At 74.2% G+C, this 22,456-nt stretch carries 21 protein-coding genes; 12 read left to right on the plus strand and 9 right to left on the minus strand.

Annotation, left to right across the window (positions count from 1 at the left end; translation table 11 throughout):
- Window positions 1–51: 51 nt before the first annotated feature.
- The 5 genes from rsrA to ACIQG9_RS19810 all read right to left on the minus strand — a co-directional run bounded on the left by rsrA (window position 52) and on the right by ACIQG9_RS19810 (window position 3,383).
- A complete protein-coding gene (gene rsrA, locus ACIQG9_RS19790) occupies window positions 52–339 on the minus strand; it encodes a mycothiol system anti-sigma-R factor (RefSeq protein ID WP_400404309.1) in 288 nt (95 codons plus the stop codon).
- A 1-nt stretch (window position 340) separates the two neighbouring features.
- Window positions 341–1,159 (minus strand): sigma-70 family RNA polymerase sigma factor, encoded by an 819-nt coding sequence (locus ACIQG9_RS19795; protein WP_400404311.1) that lies wholly within the window; start codon window positions 1,157–1,159, stop codon window positions 341–343.
- 261 nt (window positions 1,160–1,420) lie between these two features.
- Window positions 1,421–2,032, minus strand: coding sequence for an alpha/beta family hydrolase (locus tag ACIQG9_RS19800; protein WP_400404313.1), 612 nt, complete (start codon window positions 2,030–2,032; stop codon window positions 1,421–1,423).
- Window positions 2,033–2,092: 60 nt separating this feature from the next.
- On the minus strand, window positions 2,093–2,485 hold the full coding sequence (locus tag ACIQG9_RS19805; RefSeq protein ID WP_400404315.1) for a WhiB family transcriptional regulator: 393 nt from the start codon (window positions 2,483–2,485) through the stop codon (window positions 2,093–2,095).
- A gap of 199 nt (window positions 2,486–2,684) precedes the next feature.
- On the minus strand, window positions 2,685–3,383 hold the full coding sequence (locus ACIQG9_RS19810) for an SOS response-associated peptidase (protein WP_400404317.1): 699 nt from the start codon (window positions 3,381–3,383) through the stop codon (window positions 2,685–2,687).
- 102 nt (window positions 3,384–3,485) lie between these two features.
- Here ACIQG9_RS19810 and aroA point away from each other — a divergent pair, with 102 nt between their 5' ends.
- From aroA to ACIQG9_RS19830, 4 genes are all read left to right on the plus strand, one after another.
- Window positions 3,486–4,787 carry a 3-phosphoshikimate 1-carboxyvinyltransferase gene (gene aroA / locus ACIQG9_RS19815; protein ID WP_400404319.1) on the plus strand — a complete coding sequence of 434 codons (1,302 nt, stop codon included), beginning with the start codon at window positions 3,486–3,488 and terminating at the stop codon, window positions 4,785–4,787.
- Between the two features lie 166 nt (window positions 4,788–4,953).
- Window positions 4,954–5,889, plus strand: a complete 936-nt coding sequence (rsgA, locus tag ACIQG9_RS19820) for a ribosome small subunit-dependent GTPase A (RefSeq protein ID WP_400404636.1) — start codon at window positions 4,954–4,956, stop codon at window positions 5,887–5,889.
- A 55-nt stretch (window positions 5,890–5,944) separates the two neighbouring features.
- Window positions 5,945–6,763 carry a histidinol-phosphatase gene (gene hisN / locus ACIQG9_RS19825; RefSeq protein ID WP_400404321.1) on the plus strand — a complete coding sequence of 273 codons (819 nt, stop codon included), beginning with the start codon at window positions 5,945–5,947 and terminating at the stop codon, window positions 6,761–6,763.
- A gap of 60 nt (window positions 6,764–6,823) precedes the next feature.
- A complete protein-coding gene (locus ACIQG9_RS19830; protein ID WP_400404638.1) occupies window positions 6,824–7,678 on the plus strand; it encodes a hypothetical protein in 855 nt (284 codons plus the stop codon).
- A gap of 275 nt (window positions 7,679–7,953) precedes the next feature.
- On the opposite strand, the gene ACIQG9_RS19835 is transcribed toward ACIQG9_RS19830, so the two are convergent.
- On the minus strand, window positions 7,954–9,249 hold the full coding sequence (locus tag ACIQG9_RS19835) for a glycosyltransferase (protein ID WP_400404324.1): 1,296 nt from the start codon (window positions 9,247–9,249) through the stop codon (window positions 7,954–7,956).
- Between the two features lie 246 nt (window positions 9,250–9,495).
- Here ACIQG9_RS19835 and ACIQG9_RS19840 point away from each other — a divergent pair, with 246 nt between their 5' ends.
- The gene (locus tag ACIQG9_RS19840; RefSeq protein WP_400404326.1) at window positions 9,496–10,068 is read left to right on the plus strand and encodes a DUF5709 domain-containing protein; all 573 of its coding nucleotides are present in this window, start codon (window positions 9,496–9,498) and stop codon (window positions 10,066–10,068) included.
- A 6-nt stretch (window positions 10,069–10,074) separates the two neighbouring features.
- Here ACIQG9_RS19840 and ACIQG9_RS19845 read toward each other — a convergent pair whose 3' ends face one another.
- Window positions 10,075–10,740: a response regulator gene (locus tag ACIQG9_RS19845; protein ID WP_400404329.1), complete on the minus strand. Its 666-nt coding sequence runs from the start codon at window positions 10,738–10,740 to the stop codon at window positions 10,075–10,077.
- Entirely contained in the window at window positions 10,737–11,870 is a 1,134-nt protein-coding gene (gene macS, locus ACIQG9_RS19850; RefSeq protein WP_400404332.1) for a MacS family sensor histidine kinase, read from the minus strand. The genes ACIQG9_RS19845 and macS overlap by 4 nt, the downstream gene beginning before the upstream one ends.
- Window positions 11,871–11,992: 122 nt before the next feature.
- Between macS and ACIQG9_RS19855 the strand changes: the two genes are divergently transcribed.
- Entirely contained in the window at window positions 11,993–12,433 is a 441-nt protein-coding gene (locus ACIQG9_RS19855; RefSeq protein ID WP_400404335.1) for an ATP-binding protein, read from the plus strand.
- Window positions 12,434–12,448: 15 nt separating this feature from the next.
- On the opposite strand, the gene ACIQG9_RS19860 is transcribed toward ACIQG9_RS19855, so the two are convergent.
- Entirely contained in the window at window positions 12,449–13,387 is a 939-nt protein-coding gene (locus ACIQG9_RS19860; protein ID WP_400404337.1) for a ribose-phosphate diphosphokinase, read from the minus strand.
- A gap of 63 nt (window positions 13,388–13,450) precedes the next feature.
- Between ACIQG9_RS19860 and glpK the strand changes: the two genes are divergently transcribed.
- The 6 genes from glpK to ACIQG9_RS19890 all read left to right on the plus strand — a co-directional run bounded on the left by glpK (window position 13,451) and on the right by ACIQG9_RS19890 (window position 22,437).
- Entirely contained in the window at window positions 13,451–14,935 is a 1,485-nt protein-coding gene (gene glpK, locus ACIQG9_RS19865; RefSeq protein WP_400404340.1) for a glycerol kinase GlpK, read from the plus strand.
- A gap of 72 nt (window positions 14,936–15,007) precedes the next feature.
- A complete protein-coding gene (locus tag ACIQG9_RS19870; protein WP_400404342.1) occupies window positions 15,008–16,183 on the plus strand; it encodes a hypothetical protein in 1,176 nt (391 codons plus the stop codon).
- A 92-nt stretch (window positions 16,184–16,275) separates the two neighbouring features.
- Window positions 16,276–17,952 (plus strand): right-handed parallel beta-helix repeat-containing protein, encoded by a 1,677-nt coding sequence (locus tag ACIQG9_RS19875; RefSeq protein WP_400404345.1) that lies wholly within the window; start codon window positions 16,276–16,278, stop codon window positions 17,950–17,952.
- Between the two features lie 131 nt (window positions 17,953–18,083).
- Window positions 18,084–19,631, plus strand: a complete 1,548-nt coding sequence (locus ACIQG9_RS19880) for a glycosyltransferase family 39 protein (protein WP_400404347.1) — start codon at window positions 18,084–18,086, stop codon at window positions 19,629–19,631.
- Window positions 19,628–21,442 carry a glycosyltransferase family 2 protein gene (locus tag ACIQG9_RS19885; protein ID WP_400404350.1) on the plus strand — a complete coding sequence of 605 codons (1,815 nt, stop codon included), beginning with the start codon at window positions 19,628–19,630 and terminating at the stop codon, window positions 21,440–21,442. The genes ACIQG9_RS19880 and ACIQG9_RS19885 overlap by 4 nt, the downstream gene beginning before the upstream one ends.
- Window positions 21,439–22,437 carry a glycoside hydrolase family 26 protein gene (locus ACIQG9_RS19890; RefSeq protein ID WP_400404353.1) on the plus strand — a complete coding sequence of 333 codons (999 nt, stop codon included), beginning with the start codon at window positions 21,439–21,441 and terminating at the stop codon, window positions 22,435–22,437. Before ACIQG9_RS19885 ends, ACIQG9_RS19890 begins: the two co-directional genes overlap by 4 nt.
- Window positions 22,438–22,456 lie beyond the last annotated feature (19 nt).

Below are 22,456 nucleotides of genomic sequence, written 5' to 3' on the forward strand. Positions count from 1 at the left end.
ACAGACCGGTGGCCCGGGTCCTGACGACCCGGGCCACCGTCGTGTCCACGTTCAGTCGGCGAGTTCGCGCGACTCGCTGGCCTCGAAGACCACCAGCTCGGTGATGCGCACCCGCAGCCGCTCACGCAACTGGTCGGGGGCGGTCTCGTTGCCGCAGCAGCGGGCCACGAGCGCCTTCACCTCCTGCTCGATGCCGTACTCGCGCAGGCAGGGCCCGCACTCGTCCAGGTGGTGCCGGATCAGCGAGCGCCGTTCCTCGGCACACTCCAGGTCCAGGAAGAGGTAGACCTCGGCGAGGACCTCCCGGCAGTCCGTCTCGTGCGGCTTCCCACAGCTCACGTCACACCTCCCGGCTGGCAGCGGCGGTGGAGCCCTTCGAGGACTGCGCGGCGCTGAAGCCGCGCTCGGCCGCGTAGCGCTCAAGCAGCTTGCGCAGGTTGCGACGCCCACGGTGCAGCCGGGACATCACGGTGCCGATCGGCGTGCCCATGATGTCGGCGACCTCCTTGTACGAGAACCCCTCGACGTCGGTCAGGTAGACCGCCAGCCGGAACTCCTCCGGCAACTGCTGGAGGGCCTCCTTGACGTCGCTGTCCGGCAGCCGGTCCAGTGCCTCGGTCTCGGCCGACCGCAACCCGCTGGAGGTGTGCGACTCGGCCTCGGCGAGCTGCCAGTCGGTGATCTCGTCGGTGGGCGCCTGGATGGGCTGGCGCTGCCGCTTCCGGTAGGAGTTGATGTAGGTGTTGGTCAGGATCCGGTAGAGCCAGGCCTTCAGGTTGGTGCCCTGCTCGAACTGGTGGAAGGCGGCGTACGCCTTCAGGTACGTCTCCTGGACCAGGTCCTCGGCATCCGCCGGGTTCCGCGTCATCCGCAGCCCGGCAGCGTAGAGCTGATCGACGAAGGGCATCGCGTCCCGCTCGAAGCGGGCCCTGCGCTCGTCCGTCTTCTCGGTGGTCAACCGCACATCCCCTCGCGTCGGATGCTTTCCCGCCGAGGATACGCGGCGAAACCGGTCCGCAGATTCGGTTCCGCCGGGTGTGCTGGTGCTCACCACGGCCGGGCCGGGCACCGTCGCGGGCCAGTCCGGTCCGTCCAGCAGCCGTCTGAGCTGCCCCGCGTCCCGCTCGTCACGCTCCCGGCTCCGTGTCTCGGTCGGCACCGGTCACCCCCCTTGCCAGATTCGTCGTCCGGGAGTCGTAACGCCCGGCCACCGGCCGGACATTCCACCGGCCGCCCCCGTTCCTGGTCCCGGCCCGTCGGTCGGCTACCGGGGGCTGGGACCAGGAAGGGCCTGGGAGGGAGGGTTCGGCCACCGGAACCGGACGGCCGACACCATCCGTTGCAACGACGGGCCGGGCGGGCCGGAAACGGGTGGCCCGACGCCGCCGGGCCCCCGGTCGGACGGGGCGGCCCGACCCGGTCAGCACGCCCACGAGCGCCCGCGCAGCCACCCGAGCACCGCCCCGGCCACCCCGGCCGGGTCCCGGCGCAGGTCGTGCCGCTCCCCCGGGCGCACCAGCACCGCGACCGGGCCGCCCGGGGTGGGCACCCCGAACGGGTCGCGGTCGCCGTTGACCACCAGCGTCGGCAGCCCGGTGGACAGCTCGCCGGCCCGGGACCGCTCCGGCCGGCCCGGCGGGTGCAGCGGGAAGGCCAGCGCGACCACTCCGACGGCCCCCACCTCGGTCGCCGTCCGGCAGGCCACCCGCGCGCCGCTGGACCGCCCGCCCACGAGCAGGGGTACGCCGGGGTGCCGGGCGCGCAGGACGGCCAGCACCGCCGTCCAGGCCTCGTCCAGGTGCCCGGCCGGAGCCGGGGCCCGACGGCCGGCCACCCGGTACGGCTGGGTCACCCGGGCCACCACCACCCGCGCGCCGAGGGCGGCGTCGCGGAGGGCGAGCAGGTCCGGCGCGTCCACGTCGCCGCCCGCGCCGTGCCCGAGCACGAGCAGGGACAGCGGTGGACCGGCCGGCAGGTCGGTGTCGACCCGGGCCGGCCCGCGGGGGGTGTCGATCTCGTCGGCGTGCGGCACCGGGACATTCTGCGCCGCCCACCCGGGGCGGGCGGCGCAGTTCGGATACCGGGCCGGCGGTCAGCTCAACGGCACCAGCGTGAGCAGCCGGTCGCGTACCGGCGGGCCGGCGTCGTCGGCGGCGCCGGGGTCGGACTCGACCTCGCCCCGCCAGGCGACCAGCATGGCGCGGCGTTCCCGGGGCGTGGTGCCGCCCCACACCCCGTGGGTGTCGCCCACCTCCAACGCCCAGGCCAGACACGACCCCTGGACGTCACAACTGCGGCAGAGCGCGATGGCCGCGTCGGCCGGTTCGTTGGGCGCCGGAAAGAACGTCTCCGGGTCCACGCTCTGACAGGTTCCTCTGGTCCGCCAGGCGTCGTCCTGACGGCGTTCCCGCAATGCGCGGAGCAGTCGCGGATCTCGTCGTGCGGCGGCCACCTCGTGCGGACGGGGCATACGCGCCCGGGTCATCACACCCACCTCCCCCGTGGGACCGGCAAGATCGACGGGCGTCGTTCGCACCGCGCGAAGACGCTCCCAGTGCCGGCGCTGTGTTCTATCGCACTGGCACGTACGGGGACAAGGGGGTGCCGGAAAGATGACCGAAGATCCGAGCGACGTTTCGCCCGGAACTCTGGCAATTCGTGCGCGACAATGTCGCGAATGCTGTTCAGAACAGCGTGATTTCCCCCTGGGAGCGTTCCCCCGCCAGCGGAACCCGCTCGATCAGACCGGGACCGTCGTTCCGGACGTCGCCGACCGCCGGCCCCACCGGCCGGATCTCCAGCCCGCCGAGCCACTGCGGCGACGGCGGGGCGAGCAGCGCCGCCGGGTCGTCGGCGGGGGCCAGCCAGCCCGCCCAGCGGTCCCGGGGCAGCAGCAGCGGCATCCGGTCGTGCACCTCGGCCAGCTCGCCCACCGCCGCAGTGGTGAGCACGCTGAAGGTGAGCATCGACTCCCAGCGGGACCAGATGCCGGCCAGGGCCAGCACCGAGCCGTCGCGCGGGGTCAGGTAGTACGGCTGCTTGCCGCCACCGGCCCGGCGGGCCCACTCGTACCAGCCGTCGGCCGGGACCAGGCAGCGCCGACGGGCGAACGGCTCGGCGTACGCCCGGCTGGTGGCGACCGTCTCGGCCCGCGCGTTGATCATGCGGGCCGCCCCGGCCGCCGAGCGCGACCAGTGTGGCACCAGACCCCAGCGGCCGACCGAGAGCACCCGGCCGCCCTCCGGGTCGACCCGGACCAGCGGCACCGGATCGGTGGGCGCGACGTTGTGGTCGGGCCCGAGCCGGCCGTCGGTGTCGTCGTACGACTCGAACACGGCGCTCAGGTCGCCGGCGCTCCGGGTCGTCGCGTACCTCCCGCACATGGGGCACACGCTAACGTCCCGCGCCGCTCCCGGTTGTCCCGCCAACCGGGAGTCGGCACCACGGCCGGCACCACCGCCCTGCAAAGTTGGCAGAATGTCACTGTGGGAAACCTGACCGCCACCCGTCCACCGCAGCCCTGGACCGCGCCGACCGCGAGCGACCCGGTCGCCGCGACCCTGCGGCTGCCCGGCTCCAAGTCGCTGACCGCCCGGGCCCTGGTGCTCAGCGCGCTGGCCGGCGGCCCGTCGACGCTGCACGGGCCGCTGCGCGCCCGGGACACCGAGCTGATGGCGGGCGGGCTGCGGGCGATGGGCGCGCACGTCTCGGTCTCCGACGACGAGCGCTGGCTGGTCCGGCCGCACCGGCTGGTCGGCCCGGCGCACGTCGACGTCGGGCTCGCCGGCACGGTGATGCGGTTCGTCCCGCCGGTCGCCGGGCTGGCCGAGGGGCGGGTCACCTTCGACGGCGACCCGCACGCCCGGGTCCGGCCGCTCGGCCCGCTGATCGGCGCGCTGCGCTCGCTCGGCGTCCGGATCGACGCGCCCGAGACCGCCAGCCTGCCCCTGGTGGTGCAGGGCACCGGCCGGGTGACCGGTGGCGAGGTGGTGATCGACGCCTCCGCGTCCAGCCAGCTCGTCTCCGGCCTGCTGCTCGCCGGGGCGCGCTTCGACCGGGGCGTGGTGGTCCGGCACCAGGGGCCGCCGGTGCCGTCCGCCCCACACCTGCGGATGACCGTACGGATGCTGCGGGCCGCCGGGGCGGCAGTCGACGACAGCGTCCCCGACGTCTGGGCGGTCGAGCCGGGGCCGCTGGCCGGCCGGGGCTGGGAGATCGAGCCGGACCTCTCCGGCGCCGTCCCGTTCTTCGCCGCCGCCCTGGTCACCGGCGGTGAGGTGACCCTGCAGGGCTGGCCGCACAGCAGCGCCCAGCCGGTCGAGCAGCTCCGCGCGCTGCTGCACCGGATGGGCGGCGAGGTGACCCTGACCACCGCCGGGCTGACCGTCCGGGGCACCGGCACGGTGCACGGGCTGCGGGCCGACCTCTCCGACGTCAGCGAGCTGACCCCGGCGCTGACCGCGCTGGCCATGCTGGCCGACTCGCCGTCGGTGTTCACCGGGATCGCGCACATCCGGGGGCACGAGACCGACCGGATCGCCGCGCTGGCCCGGGAGTTCACCGCGCTCGGCGCGGACCTGACCGAGACCGACGACGGGCTGGAGATCCGGCCCCGCCCGCTGCGCGGCGGGACGTTCCGGACGTACGCCGACCACCGGATGGCGCATGCCGCCGCGGTGGCCGGGCTGGCCGTCCCGGGCATCGAGGTGGACGACGTGTCGTGCACCTCGAAGACCATGCCGGAGTTCCCGGCGCTATGGTCGGCGATGGTGACCGGCAAGAGCTGACGGCGGAGGGGGCGAGGTCCTGGCGACCAGACGGCGGGAGTACGACGAGGACGACGTCCGGGTCCGGCCCGGGAAATCCTCGCGCCCGCGCACCCGGACCCGACCCCGGCACGCCGACGCGGTGGACGGCTTCGTGATCGCCGTCGACCGGGGCCGGTACACCTGCGTGCTGCCCGACGCCGGCCCCGACACCCCGACGGTGACCGCCATGCGGGCCCGCGAGCTGGGCCGGAAGTCGGTGGTGGTCGGCGACCGGGTGGGCCTGGTCGGGGACGTCTCCGGCACGGACGGCGCGCTGGCCCGGATCGTCCGGATCGCCGAACGCCGCTCGGTGCTGCGGCGCACCGCCGACGACGACGAGAACACCGCCGAGGGGCGGCTGGAGCGGGTGGTGGTCGCCAACGCCGACCAACTGGTGATCGTCAGCGCGCTCGCCGACCCGCCGCCGCGTACCGGGTTCATCGACCGTTGCCTGGTCGCCGCGTACGACGCCGGCATCGAGCCGCTGCTCTGCCTGACCAAGGCCGACCTGGCCGGCCCGGACCAGGTCGTCGGCTACTACGCCGAGCTGGAGTTGCCGTACGTGCTGGTCCGGCCGGACTGCGACCTCGACGCGCTGCGCGCCCTGCTCGCCGGCCGGGTCTCGGTGCTGGTCGGGCACTCCGGGGTGGGCAAGTCGACGCTGGTCAACCGCCTGGTTCCGGACGCGGCCCGAGCGGTCGGGGTGGTCAGCGCGATCGGCCGGGGCCGGCACACCTCGACCAGCGCGGTGGCGCTGCGACTGCCCGCCACCCCGGACGCCGACGGCGACCCGGGCTGGATCGTCGACACCCCCGGGGTACGCAGCTTCGGGCTGGCCCACGTCTCGGCGGAGAGCCTGCTGCACGGCTTCCCCGACCTGGTGGAGGGGACGGTGGACTGCCCGCCGAACTGCCCGCACACCGCCGACGAGGCGGACTGCGCACTGGACGCCTGGGTGACGGCCGGCAAGGCGGACCCGCGCCGGCTGGCGTCGTACCGCCGGTTGCTGGCCTCCCGGTCCGGCGAGGGCGACCCCCGGGAGGTCGAGCGCAACCCGGGCGATCCGCTCGCCGGGTCGTGACCGGCGGGACACCCGGCCGGCCGGGTCCGGCCGGGTCGCCGCTACCGTTTCCGGCATGACCGGGTACGCCGCCGACATCGCCCTCGCCCACCGGCTCGCCGACGCCGCCGACGCCATCTCCACGGCCCGGTTCCGCGCCCTCGACCTGCGGGTACACGCCAAGCCCGACCTCACCCCCGTCTCCGACGCGGACACCTCGGTGGAGCGGGCGATCCGGGCCCTGCTCGCCGAACACCGGCCGGGCGACGGCCTGATCGGCGAGGAGTACGGCGAGCAGCCGGCGGCCGGCCCGGACGGCCGGCGCTGGGTGGTCGACCCGATCGACGGCACCAAGAACTTCGTCCGGGGGGTGCCGGTCTGGGCCACCCTGATCGCGCTGATGGAGGGCGACCGCCCGGTGGTCGGGCTGGTCTCCGCCCCGGCGCTGGGCCGGCGCTGGTGGGGCGCGTCCGGCGCGGGCGCGTACGCCGGGCCGGACGCCGCCTCCGGCGAGCCGATCCGGGTCTCCGCCGTACGCGACCTCGGCGACGCCAGCTTCTGCTACTCCTCACTGGCCGGCTGGGAGTCGGCCGGCCGGCTGGAACCGGTGCTCCAGCTCATGCGGGACACCTGGCGCAGCCGCGCGTACGGCGACTTCTACGGCTACATGCTGCTGGCCGAGGGGGCACTGGACGTGATGGTGGAGCCCGAGCTGTCGCTCTGGGACATCGCCGCGCTGGTCCCCGTGGTGACCGAGGCCGGCGGCACCCTCACCGCCCTGGACGGCACCCCCGTACCTGGTGGGAACGGCTCCGCCGAGGTCAGCGCGATCGCCACCAACGGCCTCCTGCACGCCGACGTACTGTCCCGGCTGGGTCGGCCAACTGAGCGCTGACCCCGGGGGACCCTCTATCCTCGCCAGGTGGTGTCCTCCGGTTGGTGTTTCCTCGCGGCCATGATCGTCGCGTACGGCTTCGCCAACATGTTGCAGTCGGTCGCCGCCGCCAGGACCACGGTGCACCACACCTTCGATCCGGGGCTGCTGCTGCGGCTGGCCGGGCACCGCACCTACCTGATCGGGCTGTTCTGCCAGGTCATCGGCTTCGTACTGGCCTTCCTGGCCCGCCGGGACCTGCCGCTGTTCCTGGTCCAGGCCAGCGTCGCGGCGGGGCTGGGGGTGACCGCCGTCCTCGGCGTGGTGGTGCTCAAGTGGCGGCTGCCCGTCGCCGAGGTGGCGCTGCTGGCGCTGCTCTTCGCCGGGATCACCGCGCTGGTGCTGTCGGCCCAGCCCGCACCCTCGAAGGGGCTCGGCACGGCCGGCCTGGTCGCCCTGGCGGTGGCGCTCGGCGGCATCGGGGTACTCGGCTTCTTCGCGGTACGCCTGCACGGGGCACCCGGTTCGGTGGCGCTCGGCTCGCTGGCCGGGCTGGCCTTCTCCGCCGCCGCCGTCGCCGCCCGGCCCCTCGCCTCCGCCCCGTCGGCCGAGGCGTTCGTCCGCGACCCGCTGCTCTACCTGCTGATCGCCCACTCGCTGGTGGGTCAACTGCTGCTCGGGCTGGCGATGCAGCGCGGCTCGACCACGGCCGCCGTCGCCGCGATGGACGCCGCCGGGGCGGTGCCCGCCGCGATCGTCGGCCTGCTGCTGCTCAACGACAAGATCTGGCCGGGGCGGGAGTGGTTGGCCGCCGCCGGTTTCCTGATCACCCTCGCCGCCGTGATCGGGCTGACCCGGTACGCCGAACCACAGCATCACCACGCGGTGGCCCGGGCCCGGGAACGGGCCATGGTGGTCGCCGCGCCACGCGGCTGAGCACGCCCGTCGACCGGCCCGAACCTGGCCCGGACCCGCCGGACCGACCTGCGGTCCTGGCGCGCTGGGGGGGTGCGTCGCAGCCCCTTTGGAACTGATGACGATGACGGATCGGCACAGCGACCCCCACGGCCGGGCCACGCTCGGGCCGTCGGGGCCGAGCACGGCCCGCAGGGCACATCCGGTGGCGCGGGATCGTGAATCGTTGACGTCATCAGCTCCAAAGGGAGCTGAGGTGGCATCGATGGTCCCGCCCGCCCGGACCGCCCGCCCGCTCAGGCCCCGACCGGGCCGGCGGGTGTCCCCTCGACCGCGACCTCGGTGCCGGCCTCGACCGCAACCTCGGTGCCGGCCTCGACCGCGACCACGACCGGCACCTCGACCGGGTCGCGCCGGCCCACCACCCGCTCGTAGAGCCGTTCCAGCGCCCCGGCGGTCCGCTCCCAGGTGTAGCTGCACCGGACCCGGTCCACCGCGGCGTGCCCGTACGCGAACCGCCCGGCGTTGTCGGCGAGCAGCCGGCGCAGCGTCACGCCCAGCGTCCGGACGTCGCCCGGGGGCACCAGCCGACCGGTGACCTCGTCGACCACCGCGTCGGCGATCCCGCCCATGGCGTAGCCGACCACCGGCACACCGCAGGCCATCGCCTCCAGCGACACCCGCCCGGCCGAGGAGTAGTGCGAGGTGCAGGCCACCACGTCGGCGGAGCGGTACCAGGTCGCCATCTGGTCGTGCGGCACCGCGCCGACCAGCTTGACCTGGTCGGCGACGCCGGTCCGCTCGGCCAGTTCGCACAGCCGGCGCGCCTCGGCGTGGGTGGACAACTGCTCCGCCGGGGGACCGCCGGCGATGACCAGCTCCGCGTCGCCGACCAGCCGCATCGCCCGGATCAGGTCCTCCTGACCGTGCCCCGGGGAGAGACCGCCGACGGAGAGGATGCGGGCCCGCCGGTCGCGCGGGGCCGCCTCGCCGTCGGGATGGAACTGCGCGACGTCCACCCCGGCCGGGACCATCGCCACCGAGGTGCGTTGCAGTCCCATCCGGGTCAGCTCGTCGACCTCGTCGTTGCACTGGGCGACGGCGATGTCCACCGCGCGGGTGAGCGCGCGCTCCAGCGGGATCCGCTCGCCCGGGCCGTCGTACTGCCGGCCGAGGTGGCGTAGCTGCTCGACGCCGAGGGAGTGGAACGTCTGCACGACCGGGATGTCCGTCTCGCGGGCCGCGTGCGCGGCGGCCAGGCCCCCGATCCAGTAGTGCCCGTGCACCACCTCGGGCGCCCAGTCCCCCGCCCAGCCGTCGGCCAGCCAACGACCGAACTCGGCGACGTACGGGATCAGCTCGGCGGTCGCGGTGGGCTGCGGCGGGCCGACGGGCACCCGTTCCACCCGGTAACCGTCGACCTCGACGCGCTCCGGCAGGGCCGGGTCGTCACGGCGTTCGTACAATCGGACGTCGTGGCCACGCCCGGCCAGTTCGCAGGCCACCCGGGCGATGTGCTCGTGGGTGCCGACGACAGGGCCTTCCGCGTGCCGGGACGGCCCGGCGTGCGCGCAGACGAGGCCGACGCGCATGGTGCACCTCCATGCGATCTGCGAGGGGTGGGCTTCCGGTCAGAGCGTCCCATTAACCGGACCCCGACGAGCCGAAACCTGGCAGATCGGGAGCGGGCGGCGCCCCGGTGCCGGACGGCATGGTGGTCTGGTGCGTGCTGCACACCGGCGACGAGTCCGGGCACCACGACTGAATTATCCCGTTCTGTCCCGATCCCGGGCGGTGGACCCGGTTACCCGGGCCATGGCAGTGGGTAGTGCTCAGCCATGCGCGACGACGAGTACCCGACCCCCGTGTCCGACCCCGAGGCGATCGGCCTGCCCGACACCGCCGACGACGACTCGACCGCCAACGACGACGTGCTGACCGGCCGCGAGGCGGACGGCCCGGACCCGGCGCAGCTACCCGGCGACCGGACCCCGGTGGCGGTCGACCACTTCGGCACCACCGCGGACGAGCAGCTCGACGGCGAGTCGCTGGACTACAAGCTCCACCGCGAGCAGTACGAGCGGGCCGCCGACGACCCGCTGGCCGGCCCGGTCGACCCGGACATCGCCGCCGAGGCGGACAACGAGGAGGCCGCCGCGCAGGCCCAGCTCGACGCCGACGTGATGGACCCCGGCCCCACCTCGGACCCGCACTCGCCGGTCTCCGTCTACGACCACGGGCAACTCGGCACCGTCGCCGACGCCCAGGTGGGCCGCCTGGTCGATCCGGACGAGGGCGCCCACACCGACCAGGAGACCGACAACGTCGCGTACGACGCGGGCGCGGCCGGCGGCGGCGCGTCCGCCGAGGAGCTGGCCGTCCACGAGACCCGGCCGCCCGAGGCGCGCTGAGGGCGCTCAGCCGTCCAGGCCACGCTCGATCGCGTAGCGGGTCAGCTCCACCCGGTTGTGCAACTGGAGCTTGCCCAGCGTGTTCTGCACGTGGTTCTGCACCGTCCGGTGGGACAACCCGAGCCGCCCGGCGATCTGCTTGTAGGACAGCCCCTTCGCCACCAGCCGCAGCACCTCGGTCTCCCGATCGGTGAGCCGGGGTGCCGCGTCGTCCCCGCCGCCGGACGCCGTGTCGGCCGGGCCGGCGGCGAGTCGCCGGTACTCGCCCAGCACCAGCCCGGCCAGCCCGGGGGTGAAGACCGGCTCCCCGGCGGCGGTGCGCCGGACCGCGTCCAGGAACTCCGCCGGGCCGGCCGACTTCACCAGGTAGCCGGTGGCCCCGGCCTTCACCGCGTCCAGCACGCTCTGCTGCTCGCCGCTGGCCGAGAGCATCAGCACCCGTACCTGCGGCAGCACGGCCCGCAGCCCGTGGATCACCGCCACCCCGGAGATGTCCGGCAACTGGAGGTCGAGCACCACCAGGTCGGGCCGGGCCGCGGCGGCCACCCGTACCGCCTGGCGTCCCTCACCGCTGGTCGCGACCACCTGGTGCCCGGCCTCGGTGAGGTCCCGGGCCACCCCCTCGCGCCACATCGGGTGGTCGTCGACCACCATCACCCGGATTCCGGTCATCCGTCCCTCCTCGGCAGCACCAGCTCGATCTCGGTCCCCTCCCCCGGCGTCGAGACGATCCGCACCTCGCCGCCGAGGTCGGCGATCCGGCCCAGGATGGACTGGGCCACCCCCAGCCGACCCTGCCGGGCCGCCTCGACCAGCCGCCCCTCGGGGATGCCGGGGCCGGCGTCGCGGACCGACACGGTGACCGTCGCCCCCTCGTCCTCGACCAGCACCCAGGCCCGCCCGTCGGCGTGCCGCGCCACGTTGTCCAACGCCGCCGCCGTCGCGGCGGCCAGTTCCCGGGCCGCCGGAGCGGGCAGCGGGACCGGGGTGGCCGGGGTGGCGACCTGCACCGCCGTCGAGGCGTACCGGCCGAGCAGGGTCCGCAGGTCCACGGCGTCACCGGCCGGGTCGACGGGGGGCGGCGGCCCGGCCCCGCCGATCAGCGCCCGCAGCGCCGCCTCCTGCTGGCCGGCCAGCCGGGCCAGCTCGCCGGCCTCCCCGTCCAGGTGCGCGCCACGCCGCTGGACCAGCGCCAGCACCTGGAGCACCGAGTCGTGGATGTCGCGGGCCAGCCGTTCCCGCTCCCGGGTCGCCGCCTCCAGTTCCACCGCCCGCTGCAACCGCTCCTCGGCGGTCACCGCGAGCCGGGCCACGTGCCCCACCACCACGCCGGCGAGCAGCAGCAGGATCACCCCGGTCAGCGAGGACTGGCCGATCCGCCCCCGGCTGGCCAGGTCCGCGCCGCCGACCAGCAGGGCGGCCACCGTGCCGCGCCGCCGCCCGCCGGAGACCGCCCAGGCCAGCACCGGCCCGGCCAGCCAGGCCACGGCCAGGGTGGGCACGCCGGCGGCGAGCGCCGGGCGGCCGACCACCCACGGGGTCGCCGCCAGGATCAGCAGCACCACGCCGAGGTCGGCCAGGAGCAGCGGCCAGCCCCGGTGGGCGGGCCGGGCGTAGCCGACCGCGGTCACCCCGGACCAGGCCAGCATCACCAGCAGGACGGCCCCGGCGGCGAGCGGGTGGGCGTACCGGTCGGCGTCCCGCAGGACCAGGATCCCGACGTACGCCAGGGAGGCGAAGCGGAAGACCGCGACCGACCGCCAGAGCGGGACCTCGAAACCACCCGGCGGGGACGACGGCATGGCCGCCACGATGCCACAGCCACCCCTGCGGCCCGCCGGACCGGCCGCTGCGTCATCGGTAACCCTGACGTACGGTAGAAATGGCGCGAAATTCTCCGAGACCCGCTGTCGGGACAGGGCCCATGACGAACGCAGAACCACCCACACCGCGTACGGTTGTGCCCATCGAACCTTCCCTTCTCATCGCCGAGGCATTCGACCAGGCCCAGGTGACCGAGCTGCGACACTCGGTCACCTCCTGCGCGCACTCCGCCGGCCTGGACGGGCAGCGACTCGACGACTTCGTGCTCGCGGTCAACGAGCTGATCACCAACGCCGTGCGGCACGGCGGCGGCCGGGGCTGGCTGCGTCTCTGGCGGCACGGCGGCGAACTGGTCTGCGAGGTCTCCGACCACGGCCACGGCATCAGCGATCAGCGGCTCGACGACCGCAGCCGGCCCGCCCCGGACACCGCCGGCGGCTGGGGGCTCTGGCTGGCCCGGGAGCTCAGCGACACGATGCTGGTCGAGACCGGCACGGCCGGCACCACGGTACGGATCAGCGCGACCACGGTGGCCGGCTGATCCCGCCCGCCCCGGTCAGCCGAAGAGCGCGCTGACCGACTCGCCGTTGTGGATCCGACGCATCGCCTCGGCCAGCGCCGGCGCCACCGAGAGCACCTCCAGCTTCGGCACCCGCTTCCGCGCCGGGATCGGCACCGTGTTGGTGCAGACGATCTCCCGCACCCCGTCCTCGGCGCTGAGCCGTTCCAGCGCGTCGCTGGAGAAGAGCCCGTGGGTGCAGGCCAGCCGGATCGACCGGACGTTGCGGTCCCGCAGGTGGGCCATCAGCTCGACCACCGTACTGCCCTTGGCGATCTCGTCGTCCAGCACGATCACGTCCCGCTCGGCCACGTCGCCGATCACCGTGCTGATGGTGACCCGGTCGTCACTGAACCGCTGCTTCGCCCCCGCCGCGACCGGGGTGCCGAGCATCCGGGCGAAGGCCGCCGCCTCCTTGGCGTTGCCCAGGTCCGGCGAGACCACCACCGTGTTGCTCAGGTCGTAGCCCCGGAAGTGGGCGGCCAGCTCCCGCAGCGCGTGCAGGTGGTCGACCGGGACGCTGAAGAAGCCGTGCACCTGCGGCGAGTGCAACGTCATCGCCAGCACCCGGTGGGCGCCGGCCGAGGTGAGCAGGTCGGCGACCAGCCGGCCACCGATGGAGATGCGCGGGCCGTCCTTCTTGTCCGACCGGGCGTACGCGTAGTGCGGCAGCACCACGGTGATCCGTCCGGCCGACGCGCCCCGGGCCGCGTCGATCATGAGCAGCAGCTCGACCAGGTTCTCCTGGACCGGTGGCACCAGCGGCTGGATCAGGAAGACGTCCCGTTCCCGGCAGTTCGCCTGCAACTGCACCTCCAGGCAGTCGTTGGCGAACCGGGACACCCGCACCGGGTGCAACGGCACCCCGAGGTGGGCACAGATCTCGGCGGCGAGTTCGGGATGGGCGGTTCCACTGAAGACGGCGATATCGCGCACGTCTGGAGATCGTACGGAGTCGCGGCGGTTCTCCGGGGCAGCCCGGCCGGGTACGGTGCCGCAATGACCGGAGCGTACGTCGCCGCCATCGACCAGGGCACCACCTCGTCGCGGTGCCTCGTCTTCGACCGGGCCGGCGAGATCGTCGCCGTCGCGCAGCGCGAGCACCGGCAGATCTTCCCCCGGCCGGGCTGGGTGGAGCACGACGCCGAGGAGATCTGGGCCAACGTCGAGCGGGTGGTCCACGACGCGCTGGCCGCCGCCGGCACCGGCCCGGACGGGCTGGCCGCGGTCGGCATCACCAACCAGCGGGAGACCACCGTCGTCTGGGACCGGGCCACCGGCCGCCCGGTGGCCAACGCCATCGTCTGGCAGGACACCCGCACCGGTCCGCTGCTGCGCGAGCTGGCCGGGTCGTACGGCGAGGAGCGGCTGCGGGCCCGTACCGGGCTCACCCTGGCCACCTACTTCGCCGGGCCGAAGCTGCGCTGGCTGCTCGACCACGTCGACGGGCTGCGCGAGCGCGCCGAGCGGGGCGAGGTCCTCTTCGGCACCATGGAGAGCTGGCTGGTCTGGAAGCTGACCGGCCGGCACGTCACCGACGTGACCAACGCCAGCCGGACCATGCTGATGGACCTGGCGACCCTCGACTGGGACCCGGAACTGCTCGACGCGCTGCGCATCCCGGCGGCCGTGCTGCCGGCGATCCGCAGCTCGGCGGAGGTCTACGGCACCGCCGACGGGGTGCTCGCCGGGGTGCCGGTGGCCAGCGCGCTCGGCGACCAGCAGGCCGCCCTGTTCGGGCAGACCTGTTTCCAGCCCGGCGAGGCGAAGTGCACCTACGGCACCGGCAGCTTCCTGCTGCTCAACACCGGGGCCAGTCCGGTGCCGTCCACGCACGGCCTGCTCACCACGGTGGCCTACCGGATCGACGGCCACCCGGCGACGTACGCCCTCGAAGGGGCGATCGCGGTGACCGGCTCGCTGGTGCAGTGGCTACGGGACAACCTCGGGCTGATCTCCACCGCCGCCGAGGTCGAGGAGCTGGCCGCCAGCGTGGCGGACAACGGCGGCTGCTACGTGGTGCCGGCCTTCTCCGGGCTCTTCGCGCCGCACTGGCGCAGCGACGCCCGGGGCGTGATCACCGGGCTGACCGGCTACATCACCAAGGGACACCTGGCCCGGGCGGTGCTGGAGGCGTCCGCCTGGCAGACCCGCGAGGTGGTCGACGCGATGAACGCCGACTCCGACGTGGCGCTGCGCCGGCTCCGGGTGGACGGTGGGATGACCGCCAACGGGCTGCTCATGCAGTTCCTCGCCGACGTGCTGGACGTGCCGGTGGTCCGGTCCCGGATCACCGAGACCACCTGCCTCGGCGCCGCATACGCCGCCGGCCTGGCGGTCGGCTTCTGGCCCGACCTGGCCACCCTGCGCGCCCAGTGGCGCGCCGACGCGCAGTGGGAGTCGGCGATGGCGGCCCCGGACCGCGAGCGGGAGCTGGGCCAGTGGCGCAAGGCGGTCGCCCGCACCCTCGACTGGGTCGACTGACCGGCCCAGGCCCGGTGAGCCGGTCGGCTCCCGACCCCCGGGCCGATACCATCCGATGGGGGTGAGGGTGGCATGCAGACAGTCGGTCCGTACACGTTGCACCGGAAGTTGAGTTCGTGCGATCTGGGCGAGGTCTGGGCCGCGCACGACGCCGCCGACCGGCCCTTCACCGTGGCCGTGCTGGCCCCGGCCGCCGCCGAGGGTGGCTGGCGGGACGCCTTCGCGGCGGCGGCCAACACCCTGGCCCGCTCGGACGGCCTGCCGATCACCGGGGCCAACCACACCGGGCCGGTGCCCTGGGTGGCCTGCGCGGCCGAGCAGGGCGCGGGGGCCGCCCACGTGTTCCTCGCGCTGGGGCAGCGGCTCACCCCGACACCGGCCGAGGAGCCGGCGACCCCACCGGTCGCCGAGCGGCCCGGACCGGTGGCGCCGACCTCCCCGGCGGTGCCCGTCGTCGACCCGTCGACCGGCGGCACCGAGCCGCCGACCGTCGCGCACCGGCCGCCGGGGCCGCCGTCGTCGTACCCGCCGGGGCCGCCGCCCGCCGCGGCACCCGGCCGGGGCCGGGGTCTCCTCCGGTTCGCGCTGGTGGCCCTGGTGGCGCTGGCCCTCGGCGCGGTCGGCGGCCTCCTCGTCGCCGACGGGCCGGACACCGACCGGACCACGACCGGCACCCCGACGGCGACCCCGAGCCCGAGCGTCGACCTGGGCCTGCCGACCGCGCCGCCGCGCCAGCCCGGCGTGGAGCCGCCGATCGGTGGCGGCTGGCCGGCCGCCGCCCCCACCTTCACCGCCACCGACCGGACCCGGGACGTCACCGGTCTGGCGGGCTTCGGGTTCTCGTTCCGGGTCCCGGCCGACTGGAGCTGCACCGAGGCGGGACGCACCAGCGGCTCGGTGCGGTACCGCTGCGGGATCCCGGCCGCCGACGGGCTGACCGTCGGCGGGGACCTCGTCGTACGGCAGTGCCCCCGGCTGTGCACCGACGAGCGCCGCGCCGAACTGCGCCGCCAGGAGGAGGCGTGGGGGTTGCAGTGGATCCGCAGCGGCGAGTTCACCACCTGGGCGGAGACCGCCCGGGTCGACGGGACGCCCCGGTACGGGCTGGTCTACCTCTCGTACTGGCGCAGCGTCCCCGAGGACGCGGTCGACCGCCAGCTCGTGCTGCGGATGACCGCTCCGCTGGAGCGCGCCGACGAGGTGCGCAAGGTCGCCGCGTCGATACGCGACGCGACGTTCACCATCTGACGCGGACGCGAGACCGTCCCCGGCCGACCGGTACCCTTCGACCCGGATGCCGACGGCGTTCCGGTCCGTCCCTTCCACGACCGAGCGGGGCCATGGTGCGCATGCTGACTGTCTCCCCTGACCGAGCCGGGGCCTGTCCGACCATCACGGACGCGTTGGAGATCGCGCCGGACGGCGCGGTCGTCCAGATCGAACCCGGTGTGTACGCCGAGTCGTTGCGGTTGGACGGCCGACGGGTCCGGCTGGTGGCCGCCGGGGAGGCCGGTTCGGTCACCGTGGACGGTCGGGCCACCGGCCGGCCGACGGTGGCCTGCACCGGGGGTGAGACGGTGTTGCAGGGGCTGGTCCTGCGCAGCGCCGACTACCCGGCCGTCGACGCCGCCGGCGGCCAGCTCCGGATGGAGAAGTGCGAGGTCAGCGCCGGGTACGCGGCGGCCGTTTCGGTACGCGACGGCGCCCGGCTGGAGGCCGTCGAGGTGACCGTCACCGGCGGCCAGCACGGGCTGGTCGTCTCCGACGCCGGCGGGACCGTCGAGCAGTGCGAGATCCGGGACGTCACCGACGACGGCATCATCGTCCGGCTGGGGGCCGACCCGACCATCCGCAACTGCACCGTCGCCAACGCCGGCTTCCGGGGCGTGTACGTCTACCAGGCGGCCCGGCCCACGATCGAGCGCTGCGACATCTCCGGCACCGGCGACGCCGGCATCGTGGTGGCGTTGCAGAGCGGCCCGACCATCGTGGACTGCTGGGTGCACGACACCCGGGGCGTCGGCATCGACCTCGGCCGGGGCTGCGGTGGGACGGTCGAGGGCTGCCGGACCGAACAGACCGCCACCCCGGGCATCCGGGTCGCCGAGGGGGCCACCACCGTGGTCCGGGAGGCCGAGCCGAGCGCCCGGCCGAAGGCCGGGGCGACCGCGAGCGGGGGTGCCGTCGGGCAGGACGACCACAAGGTCGAGGAACTCCTCGCCGACCTGGACTCGATGATCGGCCTGGCCGGGGTGAAGGCCGAGGTCCGCTCGCTGATCGACGAGATCCAGGTCAACGATTGGCGGCGCAGCGCCGGGCTCTCCGTGGGCGCGGTCAGCCACCACCTGATCTTCACCGGCGCGCCGGGCACCGGCAAGACCACCGTGGCCCGCCTCTACGGGCAGTTGCTCAAGGCCCTCGGGGTGCTGCCCAACGGCCAGTTCCGCGAGGTGTCCCGGCGGGACCTGGTCGGCCAGTACATCGGCCACACCGCGGAGAAGACGTCGTCGGTGTTCACCGAGGCGCTGGGCGGGGTGCTCTTCATCGACGAGGCGTACACCCTGTCCCGGGCCGGGGGCGCCGGCGGCGACTTCGGCCAGGAGGCCATCGACACCCTGGTCAAGCTGATGGAGGACCACCGGGACCAGGTGGCGGTGATCGTCGCCGGCTACACCACCGAGATGGCCGCCTTCCTGGACGCCAACTCCGGGCTGGCCTCCCGGTTCGCCAAGACCCTGGAGTTCGAGAACTACAGCCCGCTCCAGCTCGTCGACATCGTCAACCGGATCGCCCGCAACGACGAGTACCTGCTGGCCGACGGCCTGGAGGACGGGCTGCTGGAGTGGTTCGGCCAGATCGACCGGGACCAGAACTTCGGTAACGCCCGGGAGGCGCGCAAGCTGCTGGAGGGGATGCGCAAGGCGCAGTCCGGGCGGCTGCGCGCGCTGGGCCGGATGCCGAGCCGGGACGACCTGCGCACCCTCGTCCTGGACGACCTGCTCGTCGCCACCCGGTGACCGGGGTACCACCGAGGCGGGCCGCCGGTGCGAGAATCGGTGCGGACCCTCCGTCGACGGCCCGCACCACGCCTGCCCGTACCGGTGCCTCCGAACCGCACCGGCCCGCTACCGCGACTCCCCCCAAGGCCATGACCGCTAAGAGCGACGCCCCGACCGCCCTGATCGTCCGCGTCCCCGACGTGGCGCCGGATCCGGCGACCCCCTGGCGGCCCACCGAGGCCGACCAGCCGGCCCCACCTGAGCCGCTCGACGCGCCCTGGCTGCGACACCTGGCCCGGCTGCTGCCGATGGCCATCGTCGGCATCCTCGGCGCGATCGGGCTGAACCGGCCCGGCCTCTGGGAGGACGAGCTGGCCACCTGGGGCATGGTCACCGTCGGGTTCGACGACGCCCTGGCGGTGCTGCGCAACGTCGACGCCTCCATCGGCCCCTACTACCTGCTGATGCGGGGCTGGGTGGCGCTGGCCGGCAGCTCCGACGTCGCGCTGCGGCTGCCGTCGCTGCTGGCCATGGCGGTGGCGGCCAGCCTGGTGGCCGCGCTCGGCCTGCGCATCGGCGGCCTGCGGGTCGGGCTGGTCGCCGGGGTGCTGTTCGCGGTGCTGCCGACCACCTCCCGGTACGCCCAGGAGGCCCGGCCGTACGCGTTCGCGGTGCTCGCCGCCGTGCTGGCCACCCTGCTGCTGGTCCGCCTGCTCGAACGGCCCCGGTTCGTGCGCTACCTGGCCTACTCCGTCGTCGTCGCGCTGCTCGGGCTGATGCATCTGGTCGGGTTGCTGCTGCTGGCCGCGCACGCGCTGGTGGCCTGGCGGGGGGCGCCCCGACGGCGCGGCTTCCTCGGCTGGGTCGGCGCGGCCGTGGTCGGGGTGCTGCCCGTGCTGCCCGTGCTCTGGCTGGGCCGGCAGCAGACCGGCACGCAGATCAACTGGATCCCGCCGGTCACCCTCGACCGGCTGGCGGACGCCCCGGAGGCCCTCTTCGGCGGCCCGCTGCTCGCCGGGGCGGTGCTCGCGCTGGCCTTCCTCGGCATGTCGATGCGGGAGCAGGCGGCGGTCGCCACCGCCTGGTTGGTGCTGCCCGCCCTGGGCCTGCTGGCCGCCGCCCAGATCACCCCGCTCTGGCTGCCGCGCTACCTGCTCTTCACCGTCCCGGCCTGGGCGCTGGTGGCCTCGCTGGCGCTGCGGCGCAGCTCGCTGCTGCGGGGCACCGCCGCGATGCTGGCGATCGGCCTGCTCGGCATCCCGTTGCAGGTGGAGATCCGGGGCGCGACCGGCCACAGTCAGGGCACGAAGGACATCGCCGCGGTGCTCCGCGCGCACGCACTACCCGGCGACACCCTGGTGTACGGCCCGTTCGACGCCGGTGACCAGCGCACCAGCCGGGACGCGGTGAACCGGTACGTCGACGAGAGCTGGCGGCCCCGGGACGTGCTGATGACCGTCCCGGCCCGCCGGGAGGGCACGCTGGGCGCACGGGAGTGCGCCGACCGGGACGTACCGGTCTGCCTGGGCCGCCCGGCCCGGGTGTGGATCGTCCGCAAGGGTGCCTTCGACAACCCGGTGCAGCGGCTCGGGCCGGCCAAGGAGGCCGCGCTCAAGCCGTACGCCATGGAGCGCGCCTGGCGGGTCCGGGGCTTCAGCATCGCCCTGCTGGTGCGCAGGCCGGAGGTGGTCAAGTGACCACCACGGCCGGCGCCGGCCGGGCCGACGAGACGACCGAGTTCCGCCGCCCGACGGTGCCGCCGCAACCCGGGCCGGCTCCGCAACGACACGGGCCGGTGCCACCCCAACAGGAGCCGGTACCGCAGCAGCACGGGCCGGTGCCGCCGCCCTGGCCGGGTCGACCGGCGACGGGTCGACCGGCGGCAGATCGACCGGCGGGACAGGTCCCGGGCCCCCGGGCGCCCTCGGCGCGGCAGGCGGTGGCCCCGGCGGCGCTGGGCCGCCCGGCGACCGTCGACCCGTCGCTCCCGCTCCCCCCGGACGACGACGAGAAGGCCGCGTACGGCCGGCGCCGCCTGCCGGTCCTGATGATCGTCTCGTTCATCAGCTTCACCGGGCTGCTCACCAGCCAGTTGCTCTTCGTCCGGATGGCGCCGTGGCTGCTCCTGCTGCTGCCGCTGTTCGGCTTCACCGTCCTCTACTACCTGATCTCGGTCGCGGTGAACATCGGCACGCCCGGCTTCGACCTGGACCGGCACCGGAAGCTGGTCGCCGACTTCCGGCCGGCCACCCACCCCTCGGTGGACGTCTTCCTGCCGGTGTGCGGGGAGGCGACCGAGGTGCTCCGCAACACCTGGGAGCACGTCAGCCGGATGGTCGACCACTACCGGGGGCGGGTGCACGTCTACGTCCTCGACGACTCGGCGACCGACGAGCGGGAGGCGATGGCGCTCGCCTTCGGCTTCGTCTACCAGCGCCGCCCCAACCGGGGCTGGTACAAGAAGGCCGGCAACATGCGGTACGCCTACCAGCGCACCCTGGGCGAGCACATCCTGGTGCTCGACGCCGACTTCACCCCCCGGCACGACATGCTCGACGAGATGGTCCCCTACCTGGCCGCCGAGCCCGACCTCGGCATCGTGCAGTCCCCGCAGTACTTCCGGGCACACTCCGGGCAGGGCTGGCTGGAGCGCGGCGCCGGGGCGGTGCAGGAGTTGTTCTACCGGATGGTGCAGGTCTCCCGGCAGCACCACGAGGCGGCGATCTGCGTCGGTAGCTGCGCGCTCTACCGGCGCGAGGCGCTCGACGCGATCGGCGGCTCCACGCTGATCGAGCACTCCGAGGACGTGCACACCGGGTTCGACATGCGCCGACGCGGCTGGCGGCTGCGCTACCTGCCGGTGCCGCTGGCCACCGGCCTCTGCCCGGCCGACGTCAGCTCGTTCTTCACCCAGCAGTACCGCTGGTGCGCGGGCTCGATGAGCCTGCTCGGGTCGACGAAGTTCTGGAACACCCGGATGCGGCTGCGCACCCGGCTGTCGTACCTCTCCGGGTTCTGCTACTACCTGCACACGGCGCTGTTCACCTTCGTCGGTCCGCTGGTGCCGATCGTGCTGCTCACCTGGTTCCCGCAGTCGGTGGCCCCGGCGAACTACCTGTGGATCGTGCCGAGCCTGATCTACAACCTGGTCGTCTTCCCGCTGTGGCACCGGTGCGCGTACCGGGTGGAGGCGTGGACCGTCAAGATGGTCTACGGCTGGTCGCACGCCTTCGCGATCTGGGACCTGCTGCGCGGGCAGAGCATGGGCTGGCAGCCCACCGGCGGCACGGGACGGAAGAACAGGACGGGTCGACTGTGGTGGGGAATGGCCGTCTGCACGGCGGGCAGCGGGGCACTGTGGACGGCCCTGGCGGCCCACCGGATGATCACCGACGACCTGCTGACCTTCGCGCCCGCCTTCCTCGGTGGCACCTTCTACCTGGCCGTCGCGTTGCAGGCCCTGCTGGTCAAGCCGGCGAGGGACATCCGGCCGGAGCGATCCCGGTGACCTCCCGCCAGCTCTTCACCATCGTGACGATGTTCGTGATCGGGGTATTCGGCTACGCCGCGCTGGCCCCCAGCCCGGCCAGCCGCCCGGCCCGGCTCTCCGCCGAGCCCAGCGCCTCGGCCTCGCCCACCGGCCCACCACCGGTGTACGACGTCCGCCCGCTGGCCCGGCCGCAGGGCCGCTACCTCGGGGTGGCGCTCAGCGGGGCACCGCAGGACATGAGCCGGGTCGACCGGTTCGCCGACCTGGTCGGCAAGAAGCCCAACATCATCACCATCTACGAGAGCTTCGACGACGAGTTCGCCGCCGCCGAGGTCCGCCGGGTCCACCAGTACGGGGCGTTGCCGATCGTCCGCTGGGAGCCGTTCAAGGCGAAGCTGAAGGACATCGCCGCCGGCCGGCACGACCCGTACCTGCTGGAGTTCGCCGTCGCGGTACGCACGCTCAACCTGCCGATCGCCCTCACCATCGCGCACGAGATGAACGGCCACTGGTACCCGTGGGGCGCACACGACAACACCGCCCGTGACTTCGTCGCCGCCTGGCGGCACATCCACGCCGTGTTCGCCCAGGCCGAGGCGACCAACGTGATCTGGACCTGGACGCCGAACGTGGTCAACCCGGTGCCGTCGGTCAAGCTCGCCCCGCTCTACCCCGGCGACTCCTACGTGGACTGGATCGGCATCGACGGCTACTTCACCCGGCGCGGCGAGCAGACCTTCGACGAACTGTTCGCACCCACCATCAAACAGGTCCGCAAGTTCACCCAACGGCCACTGCTCATCGTGGAGACCGGCGCCGAGCCGGGTTCGATGCGCCGCCGCGCCGTCGACGAACTCTTCACCGCGCTGCGGAAACGACCCGACCTGCTCGGGTTCGTCTACTTCAACCAGAAGGGCTCCGGCGACTGGGTGATCGACTCGGACAAGCCGGCCCTCGCCGCGTACCGGGACGGCGCGGCGGCGGACTCCCGGATCGGCTTCCGGGTCGGCTGACCCACGGGCCCCGGGCGGG

This window comes from Micromonospora sp. NPDC092111 (genome assembly GCF_044755745.1).
In the GTDB taxonomy this organism is placed as follows: domain Bacteria; phylum Actinomycetota; class Actinomycetes; order Mycobacteriales; family Micromonosporaceae; genus Micromonospora.

Bases quoted from the DNA above. Each gene is read 5' to 3' on its own strand.
- ACIQG9_RS19835 (WP_400404324.1), bottom strand. From the start codon at position 9,249: ATGCGCGTCGGCCTCGTCTGCGCGCACGCCGGGCCGTCCCGGCACGCG.
- glpK (WP_400404340.1), top strand. From the start codon at position 13,451: ATGACCGGAGCGTACGTCGCCGCCATCGACCAGGGCACCACCTCGTCG.
- ACIQG9_RS19830 (WP_400404638.1), top strand. From the start codon at position 6,824: ATGATCGTCGCGTACGGCTTCGCCAACATGTTGCAGTCGGTCGCCGCC.
- ACIQG9_RS19855 (WP_400404335.1), top strand. From the start codon at position 11,993: ATGACGAACGCAGAACCACCCACACCGCGTACGGTTGTGCCCATCGAA.
- ACIQG9_RS19870 (WP_400404342.1), top strand. From the start codon at position 15,008: ATGCAGACAGTCGGTCCGTACACGTTGCACCGGAAGTTGAGTTCGTGC.
- ACIQG9_RS19875 (WP_400404345.1), top strand. From the start codon at position 16,276: ATGGTGCGCATGCTGACTGTCTCCCCTGACCGAGCCGGGGCCTGTCCG.
- macS (WP_400404332.1), bottom strand. From the start codon at position 11,870: ATGCCGTCGTCCCCGCCGGGTGGTTTCGAGGTCCCGCTCTGGCGGTCG.
- ACIQG9_RS19840 (WP_400404326.1), top strand. From the start codon at position 9,496: ATGCGCGACGACGAGTACCCGACCCCCGTGTCCGACCCCGAGGCGATC.
- hisN (WP_400404321.1), top strand. From the start codon at position 5,945: ATGACCGGGTACGCCGCCGACATCGCCCTCGCCCACCGGCTCGCCGAC.
- ACIQG9_RS19805 (WP_400404315.1), bottom strand. From the start codon at position 2,485: ATGACCCGGGCGCGTATGCCCCGTCCGCACGAGGTGGCCGCCGCACGA.
- ACIQG9_RS19845 (WP_400404329.1), bottom strand. From the start codon at position 10,740: ATGACCGGAATCCGGGTGATGGTGGTCGACGACCACCCGATGTGGCGC.
- ACIQG9_RS19810 (WP_400404317.1), bottom strand. From the start codon at position 3,383: ATGTGCGGGAGGTACGCGACGACCCGGAGCGCCGGCGACCTGAGCGCC.
- ACIQG9_RS19880 (WP_400404347.1), top strand. From the start codon at position 18,084: ATGACCGCTAAGAGCGACGCCCCGACCGCCCTGATCGTCCGCGTCCCC.